This window comes from Pseudomonas sp. PB103, from assembly GCF_009764635.1.
GTDB lineage: Bacteria > Pseudomonadota > Gammaproteobacteria > Pseudomonadales > Pseudomonadaceae > Aquipseudomonas.
The window spans coordinates 1-12,948 of record NZ_RWIL01000042.1; the positions used below are offsets into that span (position 1 = coordinate 1).

A 12,948-nucleotide genomic window follows, 5' to 3' on the forward strand; every position below is an offset into this window, starting at 1 on the left:
AAGTATTTCAAACAAAGGGGATGTGTCAGCCGCGAGGGTGGTGTTTGGCGTGCAGCTCTTGCAGGCGGGCGCGGGCGACGTGGGTGTAAATTTGCGTGGTGGAGAGGTCGCTGTGGCCGAGCAGCATTTGCACCACGCGCAGGTCGGCGCCATGGTTGAGCAGGTGCGTGGCAAAGGCGTGGCGCAAGGTGTGCGGCGACAGCGACTTGCCGATTCCCGCGACCTTGGCCTGATGCTTGATCCGGTGCCAGAACGTCTGCCGGGTCATCTGCTCGCCGCGCTGGCTGGGAAACAGCACATCACTGGGCCGCCCGCCGAGCAGTTCGCCGCGCCCATCGCGCATGTAGCGTTCGATCCAGACAATCGCCTCCTCGCCCATCGGCACCAGCCGCTCCTTGCTGCCCTTGCCCATCACCCGCAACACGCCCTGACGCAAGTTGACTTGCTCCAGCGTCAGGCTGACCAGTTCGGTCACGCGCAAACCGCATGCATACAGCACTTCAAGCATGGCGCGGTCACGCTGACCAATCGCTTCGCTCAAGTCCGGCGCCTGCAACAGCGCCTCCACGTCAGCTTCTGACAGCGATTTGGGTAATGGCCTACCCAGTTGCGGCATGTCGACACGTAAAGTCGGGTCGACGCTGATCATTTTTTCCCGCAACAGATAGCGATAAAAGCCACGCACACCGGAGAGAAATCTCGCCGTGGAACGCGGTTTGTAGTTTTGCTCAAGGCGCCAGGCCAAATGATCAAGGATCAGCTCACGCCCGGCGTTGATCAGCTCGAGGTTTTTCTCCCGCAACCAGCCATTGAACAGGGCGAGATCGCTGCGGTAAGCGCCGCGCGTGTTGTCGGACAGGCCCTTCTCAAGCCACAGAGCGTCGAGGAATTGGTCAATTAGTGGATGGTCGATGGCAGGCATGGGCGCTCAAGACACACAGCCTCTAGGGCTGTGCGCAAATGTAGAGTGAACTGTAGGAATGGCCGCTAGTCTTTCATAGCCCGCTACTTCAAGGAACAGGGAGCATCAATGAACGAGCAGCAAATTCTATTGGCATTTGGCGGGATTGGTGCGGCGGCGCTGGGGTGCCAATGGCTGGCCTGGCGCCTGAAGTTGCCGGCAATTCTGTTTCTGTTGCTGACCGGCATTCTGGTCGGCCCGGTGCTGGGCTGGCTCGATCCACAGGAAATGTTTGGCCCATTGCTGATGCCGCTGGTGTCACTGGCGGTGGCGCTGATTCTGTTCGAGGGCAGCCTGACGCTGCACCTGTCGGAATGGAAAGAGATCGGCAGCGTTGTGCATCGTCTGGTAACGATCGGCGCCCTGTCGACGTGGGTCGTCATCGCCGTCGCCACGCACTATCTGCTCGGCTTCGACTGGATGCTGGCCATCCTTTTCGGCAGCCTGACGCTGGTCACCGGCCCGACCGTGATCGTGCCGATGCTGCGCGTGGTGCGGCCGAAAGCCTCGATCGCCAATATTTTGCGCTGGGAAGGCATCGTCATCGACCCGATCGGCGCCCTCCTCGCAGTGGTGGTTTACAGCTTCATCATTGCCAGCGCTGAAGGCCATGGTCTGAAGCAAAGCCTGTTCACCTTTGGCGGTGTGATCGTCTGTGGCGCGGTGTTCGGAATTGTTGGCGGCTGGCTGCTCGGCACAGTGATCCGCCGGCAGTGGCTGCCGGAGTATCTGCATAACCTCGCGTCGTTGGCGGCGGTGTTGGGGATTTTCATTGCGTCCAACGAGGTCATGCACGAATCCGGCTTGCTGGCGGTGACGCTGATGGGCATGTGGCTGGCGAACATGAAAGGCGTGGATGTGCGGCACATCCTGCACTTCAAGGAAAACCTCAGCGTGCTGCTGATTTCCGGCCTGTTCATTTTGCTCGCGGCGCGCCTGGATCTGTATGCGTTGATCGGGCTGGGGCCGTTGGTGCTGATTCTGTTGCTGGTGATTCAGTTGATCGCCCGGCCGTTGAACGTATTGCTCAGCACGGCCGGTTCCAGCCTGAGTTGGCGTGAGCGTGCGTTGCTGTGCTGGATTGCACCACGCGGGATCGTCGCGGCGGCGGTGTCGGCGATTTTTGCGATTCGCCTGCATGAGGCCGGGCATGAAGGTGCCTTGCTACTGGTGCCGCTGACGTTTGCGGTGATTATCGGCACGGTGGTGCTGCAAAGCGCGACCGCACGACCACTTGCACGGCTATTGAAGGTTGCCGAGCCGGCGCCGAGCGGTTTCCTGATCGTTGGTGCGAACGGTCCGGCGCGGGAGCTGGGCAAGTCGCTGCAGCAACTGGGTAGCCGCGTGCTGCTGACCGATTCGAGCTGGGAAAACATTCGCGCGGCGCGCATGGAAGGTTTGCCGACCTACTTCGGCAACCCGGCTTCGCAACATGCCGACGCGCATCTGGATCTGGTCGGGTTGGGGCACTTGCTGGCGCTGTCGCCTTCGGGTGAACTCAATACTCTGGCGGCGATGCGCTTTCGGCATGACTTCGGGCATCAGCGTTTGTTCGGGTTGGCCAGTGGGCACGAGAGTCGGCGCAGTGATAAACATCGGGCGAGTCTGGAACACCGGGGTAATCAATTGGGCAGCGAGGCGTTTACCTACGCAAAACTGGCCAGCCAGATGGGCCAAGGGTCTGAACTGTATAGCACGACGTTGACCGATGGTTTTGGCTGGGAAGATTACCGGGCGCTGCATGGCAATCGTGCGACGTTGCTGTTCATGCGTGATGACAGCGGTTGGGTGCATGTGGTGACGCCGGAGACGGCGGTGAAGCCTGGATCGGGCTGGACGTTGCTGGCGTTGATTCAGCCTGAGGCCAGCGGCGCCGCATAAATCGAATCGCGGGCAAGCCCGCTCCCACAATGTCCGTGTCGTGCACAAAGGTTGTGAACGATACGAAACCTGTGGGAGCGGGCTTGCCCGCGATGGCCGCGACTCGGTATCAGATCAGGTAGCAAAACCCGGCAGCACCGGCACCGGCCGCTTGTCGTCATCAATGGCAACAAAGCTGAACTGCCCATGAATGGCCTTCTCGCGGCCATCACAGCTCATGCTCTCGACAAAGACTTCCACCTCGACCTTGAGGCTGGTGTTGCCGACCTTGATCACCTTCCCCACCAGCTCGACGATGGACCCGGCCGGGATCGCGTGATTGAAGTCGATGCGATCGGTGGACACGGTCACCAATGGCAGACGGCAGAAGCGTGTCGCGGTGATGAAGGAGACTTCGTCCATCCATGCCAGCGCAGTGCCGCCGAACAGGGTGTTGTGGTGGTTGGTGGTCGGCGGGAAGACGGCTTTGGTGACGCGGGTCACCGAGAGCTCGGTGCGGCGTTGGATTTCCTGGTCGCGGGTAGACATGTGAGATGACTCGTAAAACGTAGACTGCAAATCGAAAACAGGATCAAAAGATCGCAGCCTTCGGCAGCTCCTACAGGATGGGGGCAGTTTATTGCGGGCAACAAAAAAGCAGCCCGTAGGCTGCTTTTTTCTGCATCGGAAGCTGGACTTAAGCCAGTTTTTCCTTGATGCGAGCTGCTTTACCCGACAGATCGCGCAGGTAGTACAGCTTGGCTTTACGTACGTCACCGCGACGTTTAACAGCCATGCTGTCGATCTGCGGGGAGTAGGTCTGGAAAGTACGTTCTACGCCAACACCGTTGGAGATTTTACGAACGGTGAACGCACTGTTCACGCCGCGGTTACGCTTGGCGATTACAACGCCTTCGAACGCTTGCAGACGGGAACGATCGCCTTCCTTCACTTTCACCTGAACGACAATAGTGTCGCCTGGGGCGAAGGTAGGGATTTCTTTGGTCATCTGCTCTGCTTCGAGTGCAAGGATGATTTTGTTGGTCATGCTGTGCTCCTAAGGTAAATCGTTCGATCTACCATCGATACGTTGTTAACTATCGTCCCGCTCGCGGATGTATTCCTCGAGCAGCTTCTTCTCTTCTCCAGAAAGCGAGCGGCTTTCCAGAAGATCGGCGCGTCGTTCAAAGGTCCTACCAAGGGACTGCTGTAAACGCCAACGCCGGATATGCGCGTGGTTGCCACTCAGCAACACGTCGGGTACACGCTGATCCGCATACACCTCAGGTCGGGTGTAGTGCGGGCAATCCAGCAGACCATCCGTAAAGGAATCTTCCTCGGCGGAGTCCGCATGCCCTAAAGCTCCAGGCAGCAGTCGTGTAACCGCATCGATCAGGACCATGGCCGGCAGCTCGCCGCCAGACAGTACATAGTCGCCAATCGACCACTCTTCATCGACATGAGCTTCAATAAAACGCTCGTCAATGCCTTCATAGCGGCCGGCAATCAGGATCAATGCATCCGATTGTGCCAACTCGCGTACCGCCGACTGAGTCAGTTGACGGCCTTGGGGGGACAGGTAAATCACCTTCGCCGCCTCCCCGGCTGCTGCCTTGGCCTGAACCAGAGCATCTTCCAGGGGCTTGATCTTCATCACCATGCCCGGACCACCGCCAAACGGGCGATCGTCCACAGTGTGATGCCGATCCGTCGTGTAATCCCGCGGGTTCCAACAGGTCAGCTGCAAGAGCCCCTGTTTGACCGCTCGACTGGTGATGCCGTAGTCGCCGATGGCGGAAAACATCTCGGGAAACAAACTGATCACTTCTACGCGCAAGTTAGCCACGCTTAGAAGTCCGCGTCCCAATCCACCTTCATCTCGCCCGCGGCCAGATCGACTGCCAACACACATTGCGCCGTATAGGGCAACAAGCGTTCGCGATCATCCAGGCTGCCAGCGCAAGGCTTGACGACCATTACATCATTGGCGCCGGTTTCCAGAAGATGATTGACTTTCCCGAGCAATTGCCCCAGTTGATCGATGACCTTCAGACCTTCCAGCTGGTACCAGTAGTACTCGCCGTCGGTCAATTCAGGGAACAGGTTGCGCGGCACGCAGATCTCATAACCGGCCAGAAGACGAGCTTCTTCACGATCATCAAGACCCTTGAGCTTTGCGACCAGGAACTTATCGCTCCCGCGTCCACTGACCAGCTCGACCTGTTTGACATTGCCTTCGCGCTTGAGCGTCCAGGTTTTGTACTGCAACAGGTTTTCAGTCGGATCAGTAAAGGAATAAACCTTCACTTCGCCGCGAACGCCATGAACAGAATAAATTTTGCCAATAACGATCAAATCATCGGCAACAGCAGGCGTCGCGTTCATATTGCTCAGGCCGCAGCCTTTGCAGATTCCTTCAGCAACTGAGCAACACGCTCAGAAGGCTGTGCACCAACGCTCAGCCAGTAGGCTACGCGCTCTTGGTTCACGGACAGACGGATTTCCTGACCACGGGCAACAGGGTTGAAGAAACCAACCTGTTCTTTGTGGGAGCCGTCACGCGGGTTACGCGAGTCGGTTACGGTCAGGTGGTAAAACGGGCGCTTTTTGGAGCCGCCAAGGGCAAGACGGATTGTTAGCATGTGAACATCGTTCCTGTAGTCGGTGCTGCAAATCTAAATGCACAGCGGGCATGGGTGCCCGAAAGGCCGCATATTCTAAGGAATATCCGGACTTTTGCAAATGACTTTTTCCGGCGCCTATGGCATGCCGTGCAGATCTGCATATAGAGCCGTCGATGAAAACGGCCAGTCAGCTCCCGCCGAGTGCGGGTTTGCTGTTGATCCTGCGTCCTTGCAGGGTCTGCGCCGGTGCGACGACCGGCGCGGATTCTTTACATTTTCGGCATGCCGCCGCCGGGCAACATTCCGCCCATGCCGCGCATCATTTTCGCCATTCCGCCTTTGGCGGTGAATTTCTTCATCATCTTCTGCATCTGCTTGTGCTGCTTGATCAAGCGACCGATGTCCTGCACCTGAGTGCCGGAACCCATGGCGATCCGGCGTTTGCGCGAACCGCTGATCAGCTCAGGGTCGCGGCGCTCGGCCGGGGTCATGGAATTGATGATGGCCTCCATTTGTTTGAATTGCTTCTCTGCGGCGTTTTGGGCATTGCCCATTTGCGACAGGTTGACGCCGCCGATGCTCGGCAGTTTGTCCATGAGGCCGCCGAGGCCGCCCATGTTCTTCATCTGTTGCAGCTGATCGCGGAAGTCTTCGAGGTCGAAGCCCTTGCCCTTCTTCAGCTTCTTGGCCAGTTTGTCGGCCTTGTCTTTATCGAGGGTCGCTTCGGCCTGTTCGATCAGGCTGAGCACGTCGCCCATGCCGAGAATGCGCGAGGCGATACGCTCAGGGTGGAACGGATCAAGCGCTTCGCTCTTCTCGCCCATACCGATGAACTTGATCGGCTTGCCGGTGATCGCGCGTACCGACAGGGCGGCACCGCCGCGGGCGTCGCCGTCGACCTTGGTCAGGATCACACCGGTCAGCGGCAACGCATCACCGAAGGCCTTGGCCGTGTTGGCGGCGTCCTGGCCGGTCATGGCGTCGACCACGAACAGGGTCTCGACCGGGTTGATCGCGGCGTGCAGCGCCTTGATCTCGCCCATCATCTCTTCGTCGATGTGCAGACGACCAGCGGTATCGACGATGACCACGTCGATGAATTTCAGTTTTGCTTCTTTAATAGCAGCTTGCGCGATGTCGACCGGCTTCTGGCTCAGGTCGGACGGGAAGAAGGTCACGCCGACTTCACCGGCGAGCATTTCCAGTTGTTTGATCGCCGCAGGACGGTAAACGTCCGCCGATACGACCATGACCGACTTCTTCTTGCGCTCTTTAAGGAAGCGCGCAAGTTTACCGGCGGTAGTGGTTTTACCGGCGCCCTGCAGACCGGCCATCAGAATGACGGCAGGCGGTACGGCGCTCAGGTTCAAATCTTCGTTGGCCGCGCCCATCAGGCTTTCGAGTTCGGCCTGGACGATCTTCACGAACGCCTGGCCCGGCGTCAGGCTGCGCGACACCTCGGTGCCGACAGCGCGCTCCTTGACCGAATTGACGAAGTCCTTGACCACCGGCAGGGCGACGTCGGCTTCGAGCAACGCCATGCGCACTTCACGCAGGGTGTCTTTGATGTTGTCCTCGGTCAGCTTCGCCTTGCCAGTGACATGGCGCAGCGTCTGCGAGAGACGGTCGGTTAAGTTTTCAAACATTGCGCGATCCTTTCAGGCCCTGTGTAGACCGGGATAATGGCGGCCCAGACCGGAATCAACATGTGCTCGGCGAGCCTGCGGCGTGGGCAGGTCGCGGATTATAGCGAAGACTGCGGCTGGCGGACACCTCGCTGTCAGCTTCCTGAGTCTTTCGTGTCGTGGCGGTTCTATGCCAAACTCAGCCCCTTTCGGGCTTGCCTAACAGGATTTATGCTCCCCTTGTCACCCAGTTTGCTGACCACCCTCGCCGCCGCCCTTCTATATGCCGCTGCGACCCTTTATCAGAGCACCCGCTTGGCCACTGGCGCCAAGGCGAACAAGCGCCTGCTGGTTGGCCTCGGCGTTTTCGCCGTGGTGGCCCACGCTGCCAGCCTGCTCACGCATTTGCTGACGCCGATTGGTCTGGGTCTGGATTTCTTCAGCGCTTCCAGCCTGATCGCGGCGGCGGTGATCGCCCTGACGCTGATCGCCTGCTCGCGCATTCCGGTGGAAAACCTGCTGGTGCTGCTGTTCCCGCTGGGCGCGATCACCGTGCTGCTGGCGCAGTTCGCGCCGACCGGCACGGTGCAGATCATCGATGAAGAGCCGGGCATCCTCGCGCACATTCTATTGTCGATCCTCGCCTACGGCATGTTCACCATTGCGGTGTTCCAGGCCTTGCTGCTGCTGGTGCAAGACCACCAGCTCAAGCACAAGCACCCGTCCGGGCTGATCAAGAACTTCCCGCCGCTGCAAACCATGGAAAGCCTGTTGTTCGGTTTCCTCTGGGCCGGCTGGACGCTGCTGTCGCTGTCGCTGATTTCCGGCTGGCTGTTCGTCGAGAACCTGTTCGCCCAGCACCTGGTGCACAAGACTCTGTTGGCGTGCCTCGCCTGGATCGTCTTCAGCGTACTGCTGTGGGGCCGCAATCGCCTCGGCTGGCGCGGTCACAAGGCGATTCGCTGGACCCTCGCCGGTTTCTGCCTGCTGATGTTGGCGTATTTCGGCAGCAAACTGGTTCGTGAATACATCCTGCACATCTGACGGGCGGCATAAATGGACGGTTTGCCCATAGGGCCGATGCTCGCGGTATTTGTCCTGCTGATTTTATGGTCAGGGCTGTTTACCGCCGTCGAAATCGCGCAACAGCACCTGCTCGCGCAACGCACCGCCTCGCGCGCCAGCGATAAACCGCTGGCGAAGCTGAGCTTCCCGCTCGACAGCCTGATCCTCTGCAACACCTTGTGCCGAGCCCTCGCTGTGATCATCGCGACGCTGCTGGCGATTTTCCTCTGCGAGGAAAATGGCCCGTGGGCCGCTTGCCTCGGTGCCGGGGCAATTCTGCTGGTGTTCGCCGATTATTTCCCGCGCACGGTCGCTCAGCGTTATCCCGATGCGGTGCTGGCGTTCGGCAATACCTTGCTGGCGGTGCCGCTGAAGATTGTTTATCCACTGGCCTGGCTGTTCAGCCGTGCCAGCAGCCTGCTGATCCGCCCGTTCGCGCGCAAACCGCAAGTGGTGCAGCAGAGCGACGATGACGCGCCCAGTGATCGTCGTGATGATCCCGAGCATCCTGTTCACGCGCACCCGGTTTCGGGGATACATGCGCTGGACAACATCACCGTTAACGACATTCTGGTACCGCGCAGCGATGTCGACGGCATCAACCTCGACGACTCGATTGAAGAGATCATCGAGCAACTGCGCCACAACAAGCGCACGCGCCTGCCGGTGTTCCACAGCGACATCAATCAGGTTGAAGCGGTACTCAATACCCGGCAGATCCGTCATCTGTTGAACAATGGTGATCTGACTATCGAGGCGCTGCTGGCGGCCAGTTATGAGCCATATTTCGTTCCGGAAAGTACGCCACTGCAACTGCAACTGCTGAACTTTCATAAGCAGCAGCGGCGGCTGGGCATGGTCGTCGACGAGTACGGCGAAGTGCTTGGCATCGTCACCCTGGAAGACATTCTCGAAGAGATCGTTGGCGAGTTTGAAAGCGAGCACAGCCTCGATAACCCGCACATTCATCCGCAGGCGGATGGGCGGATGGTGATCGATGGCACCGCGTCGATTCGTGAATTGAACAAGTGCCTGGGCTGGCATCTGCCGAGCGATGGGCCGAAAACGCTGAACGGGCTGGTGACTGAGGCGCTGGAGACGATTCCCGCGAGTGCGGTTTGCTTGAAGATCGGGCGCTATCGGCTGGAGATTCTTGAGACTGAGGAGAACCGGGTGAGCAAGGTGTTGATCTGGCATACCTCGTCTGTGCCTGCTTTGCTGCCTGCCCGATAAAAGATCGCAGCCTTCGGCAGCTCCTACATTTGGAATGCGTTCCCATGTAGGAGCTGCCGAAGGCTGCGATCTTTGCTCTTGTTTGATCGTTAGCCCCCTTCCTATAATCAGATCAGCTTACCCAAGCGCCGCCGCGCCTCGTGCTTACCCCGCACACAACAGGTTTCGGCCATTTCCGCTGTACTCCGGCGACTGCTCCTACCTGAAACAGCGACCGCGCCTCATCCCACATCCCTGGGTGTTCGACCATAATAATTCGCTCCAACGGAGCTCATGACTGTCAGGGATCACCGCATGACGACCAGTACCGCTTACAGCGACACCGCGCCTGCCCAACCAACCAACTCCGCCACCCGCGTGGCGACGGCGAGTTTTATCGGCACCGCGATCGAGTTCTACGACTTCTATGTTTACGCCACGGCGGCTGCGCTGGTGATCGGGCCGGTGTTCTTTCCGCAGACGTCCGGCACGGCGCAGATGCTCTCGGCGTTTCTTACTTTTGGCATCGCGTTTCTCGCCCGGCCGCTGGGCTCGGCGCTGTTCGGCCACTTCGGTGACCGTATCGGGCGCAAGTCGACGCTGGTCGCATCCTTGCTGTTGATGGGCGTATGTACAACGCTGATTGGCGTGCTGCCGGGCTACGCCACCATCGGCGCGTGGGCGCCGATTCTGTTGTGCGTGCTGCGTTTTGGTCAGGGCCTGGGATTGGGCGGCGAATGGGGCGGTGCCGCCCTGCTGGCCACAGAAAATGCGCCGAAGGGCAAGCGCGCGTGGTTCGGCATGTTTCCGCAGCTCGGTCCTTCAATTGGCTTTCTCGCCGCAAACGGTTTGTTTCTGACTCTGGCCATGACCCTCGATGATGAGCAATTCCGCAGCTGGGGCTGGCGGATTCCGTTCCTGCTCAGCGCGGTGCTGGTGATGGTTGGCTTGTACGTGCGCTTGAAACTGCATGAAACGCCGGTATTCGCCAATGCCATCGCGCGTCAGGAGCGGGTGAAAGTGCCGCTGGTCGAGCTGTTCAGCCAGTATTGGGCACCGACCTTGTTGGGCGCAGCGGCGATGGTGGTGTGCTATGCGCTGTTCTATATCTCGACGGTGTTCTCCCTGAGCTATGGGGTTTCCACGCTGGGTTACAGCCGCGAGACATTCTTGGGATTGCTGTGCTTTGCCGTGCTGTTCATGGCGGCCGCGACGCCGCTGTCGGCTTGGGCCAGCGATCGTTATGGGCGTAAACCGGTGCTGATCATCGGTGGCGTGCTGGCGATTCTGTCCGGGTTTTTGATGGAACCGTTGCTGACGCAAGGTTCGACCTGGGGCGTAGCGCTGTTTCTGTGCATCGAATTGTTTTTGATGGGCGTGACGTTTGCGCCGATGGGGGCGCTGTTGCCAGAGCTGTTTCCGACCCACGTGCGTTATACCGGCGCTTCGGCGGCGTATAACCTGGGCGGGATCGTCGGGGCCTCGGCGGCGCCGTTCTTTGCGCAGAAACTGGTGGCGATGGGTGGTTTGAGTTATGTCGGCGGGTATGTGTCGGGGGCGGCGGTGCTGAGTTTGATTGCGGTGCTGTGTCTGAAAGAGACGCGGGATAACGATCTGAATCAGGTTGCCTGACAGATCGCTATCGCGGGCAAGCCCGCTCCCACAGGGATTTCTGTTGATCACAATTTTTGTGTACGACAAAAAACCTGTGGGAGCGGGCTTGCCCGCGATGGACGCGACTCGGTTTAGAGTTCTACGACAACAGCCTGAGCAGCACGGGTCGCCTTGGCACGCGCTGCCTCGATCGACTCATCCCGCGCCAACGCCACGCCCATGCGGCGCTGACCATTCACTTCCGGCTTGCCAAACAGGCGCAACGCCGTATCCGGCTCGCTCAACGCAGCGCCGAGATTGGCGAATGCAGTCTGCGTCGACTGCCCTTCCACCAGAATCACCGCCGAAGCCGAAGGCCCGAACTGACGAATCAACGGCACCGGCAAGCCCAGAATCGCCCGAGCGTGCAAGGCGAACTGCGACAGATCCTGGGAAATCAAGGTCACCAGACCGGTGTCGTGCGGACGCGGCGAGACTTCGCTGAACCACACCTGATCACCTTTGATGAACAGCTCAACACCGAACAGACCACGGCCGCCCAGCGCTTCAGTCACCGCTTTGGCGACGCGCTCGGATTCAGCCAGAGCAATCGGGCTCATGGCTTGTGGCTGCCACGATTCCTGGTAGTCGCCCTTCTCCTGACGGTGACCGACCGGCGCACAGAACGTGGTGCCGCCGATGTGGCGAACGGTCAGCAGAGTGATTTCGTAGTCGAAATCGATAAAGCCTTCGATGATCACTCGACCTTTGCCGGCACGACCGCCCTCTTGCGCGTAATCCCAGGCTTTCTGCACGTCATCGGTGCTGCGCAGCAGGCTCTGACCTTTACCCGACGAGCTCATCACCGGTTTGACGACGCATGGGAAACCCAGGTCTTCAACGGCTTTGCTGTAGTCCCCGAAGGTGTCGGCAAAGTGGTAAGGCGAGGTCGGCAGGTCCAGCTCTTCAGCGGCCAGACGACGGATGCCTTCGCGGTTCATGGTCAGTTGCGCAGCGCGCGCGGTCGGGATCACGGTGAAGCCTTCGGCTTCCAGTTCAACCAGGGTGGCGGTGGCGATGGCTTCGATTTCCGGCACGATGAAGTGCGGCTTCTCGGCTTCGATCACCGCACGCAGAGCGGCGCCGTCGAGCATGTTGATCACGTGGCTGCGATGGGCAACTTGCATGGCCGGCGCGTTGGCGTAACGGTCGACGGCAATCACTTCAACGCCCAGGCGTTGCAGCTCGATCACCACTTCCTTGCCCAACTCACCACAGCCACACAGCAATACGCGGGTCGCGGTTGGCGACAATGGAGTTCCGATACGGGTCATCTCAGGTCCTCAAAGCAGCGGATCATCGAGGAAAGCAACGCCAGCCGCGCTTTCCATGGGGAGAAAGCGCGGCATTTTACATGAACCCGAGGCTTTAGCTTCAGCCGGCGACGGCCTGTTTGCGATCGCGCCAGGCCATGATCAGCCAGACGACGGTGACGCCAGCGAATTTCGACAGCAGCGCGGTGACGATCACCGGCGGTGTCAGCAAGTCGATCATGCCGAAAAAGATGAAGGTGTCGAGGGGGATGCTCAGTGCCGAACTGATCCACAAGCGGTCGCGCAATGGCCGTTTGGTGATGCTGAACACCAGCCAGTCGATGCACTCGGAAACCGCGAACGCCGTGGCGCTGGCCAGCGCGATGGAGGGATCGGAGGTGACGTAAGACAGTACCAACGCTGCCAGCATCGCCGCGATCGCACCGTGACCGAAACGGATTTGCACCATGTCGCGCAGCACGAACACCAAGCCGCCCCAGGCCGACCAGATGATGTCCAGGTGCGGCGCGGTGGAGAAGGCGAAGTTGATCAGCACGACACTGCTGATGTAGGCGATGAGGAAAATCATGGAGGCGACCTGGCAGATTGGCGCACAGATTACTGGAGCGGTAGTTCAAGAGCCACCCCCTCACCCCAACCCTCTCCCCCAAGGGGGCGAGGGGGAAAGGGAGCAG

General features: G+C 59.5%; 13 protein-coding genes. 4 read left to right on the forward strand and 9 right to left on the reverse strand.

Going from position 1 to position 12,948, the window contains the following annotated elements; translation table 11 throughout:
* Positions 1-25: 25 nt before the first annotated feature.
* Positions 26-922, reverse strand: a complete 897-nt coding sequence (gene xerD / locus EJA70_RS07770; protein ID WP_158830371.1) for a site-specific tyrosine recombinase XerD — start codon at positions 920-922, stop codon at positions 26-28.
* 108 nt (positions 923-1,030) lie between these two features.
* Between xerD and EJA70_RS07775 the strand changes: the two genes are divergently transcribed.
* Positions 1,031-2,842: a sodium:proton antiporter gene (locus tag EJA70_RS07775; RefSeq protein WP_158830372.1), complete on the forward strand. Its 1,812-nt coding sequence runs from the start codon at positions 1,031-1,033 to the stop codon at positions 2,840-2,842.
* Between the two features lie 114 nt (positions 2,843-2,956).
* Here the strand turns inward: EJA70_RS07775 and EJA70_RS07780 are convergent, their stop codons facing one another.
* The 6 genes from EJA70_RS07780 to ffh all read right to left on the reverse strand — a co-directional run bounded on the left by EJA70_RS07780 (position 2,957) and on the right by ffh (position 7,091).
* Positions 2,957-3,370, reverse strand: a complete 414-nt coding sequence (locus EJA70_RS07780; protein ID WP_158830373.1) for an acyl-CoA thioesterase — start codon at positions 3,368-3,370, stop codon at positions 2,957-2,959.
* 148 nt (positions 3,371-3,518) lie between these two features.
* A complete protein-coding gene (gene rplS / locus EJA70_RS07785; protein ID WP_003175895.1) occupies positions 3,519-3,869 on the reverse strand; it encodes a 50S ribosomal protein L19 in 351 nt (116 codons plus the stop codon).
* A 45-nt stretch (positions 3,870-3,914) separates the two neighbouring features.
* Positions 3,915-4,667, reverse strand: a complete 753-nt coding sequence (gene trmD / locus EJA70_RS07790) for a tRNA (guanosine(37)-N1)-methyltransferase TrmD (RefSeq protein WP_008081628.1) — start codon at positions 4,665-4,667, stop codon at positions 3,915-3,917.
* 2 nt (positions 4,668-4,669) lie between these two features.
* Complete coding sequence (rimM, locus tag EJA70_RS07795; protein WP_158830374.1) at positions 4,670-5,206, reverse strand: ribosome maturation factor RimM; 537 nt, start codon at positions 5,204-5,206, stop codon at positions 4,670-4,672.
* 5 nt (positions 5,207-5,211) lie between these two features.
* Complete coding sequence (rpsP, locus tag EJA70_RS07800; RefSeq protein WP_003185073.1) at positions 5,212-5,463, reverse strand: 30S ribosomal protein S16; 252 nt, start codon at positions 5,461-5,463, stop codon at positions 5,212-5,214.
* A gap of 251 nt (positions 5,464-5,714) precedes the next feature.
* Complete coding sequence (gene ffh / locus EJA70_RS07805; RefSeq protein ID WP_053117442.1) at positions 5,715-7,091, reverse strand: signal recognition particle protein; 1,377 nt, start codon at positions 7,089-7,091, stop codon at positions 5,715-5,717.
* A 210-nt stretch (positions 7,092-7,301) separates the two neighbouring features.
* On the opposite strand from ffh, the gene EJA70_RS07810 reads away from it, so the two are divergent.
* The 3 genes from EJA70_RS07810 (at position 7,302) to EJA70_RS07820 (ending at position 10,979) form a co-directional block, all read left to right on the forward strand.
* Entirely contained in the window at positions 7,302-8,114 is an 813-nt protein-coding gene (locus EJA70_RS07810) for an inner membrane protein YpjD (protein ID WP_008081632.1), read from the forward strand.
* A gap of 12 nt (positions 8,115-8,126) precedes the next feature.
* Positions 8,127-9,368 (forward strand): transporter associated domain-containing protein, encoded by a 1,242-nt coding sequence (locus tag EJA70_RS07815; RefSeq protein ID WP_158830375.1) that lies wholly within the window; start codon positions 8,127-8,129, stop codon positions 9,366-9,368.
* 294 nt (positions 9,369-9,662) lie between these two features.
* Positions 9,663-10,979, forward strand: a complete 1,317-nt coding sequence (locus EJA70_RS07820) for an MFS transporter (RefSeq protein ID WP_008081636.1) — start codon at positions 9,663-9,665, stop codon at positions 10,977-10,979.
* 113 nt (positions 10,980-11,092) lie between these two features.
* On the opposite strand, the gene purT is transcribed toward EJA70_RS07820, so the two are convergent.
* Both purT and EJA70_RS07830 read right to left on the reverse strand, forming a co-directional pair.
* Positions 11,093-12,274, reverse strand: a complete 1,182-nt coding sequence (gene purT / locus EJA70_RS07825) for a formate-dependent phosphoribosylglycinamide formyltransferase (protein ID WP_158830376.1) — start codon at positions 12,272-12,274, stop codon at positions 11,093-11,095.
* 100 nt (positions 12,275-12,374) lie between these two features.
* Positions 12,375-12,842, reverse strand: coding sequence for a preQ0 transporter (locus tag EJA70_RS07830; protein ID WP_158830377.1), 468 nt, complete (start codon positions 12,840-12,842; stop codon positions 12,375-12,377).
* Positions 12,843-12,948: the final 106 nt, after the last annotated feature.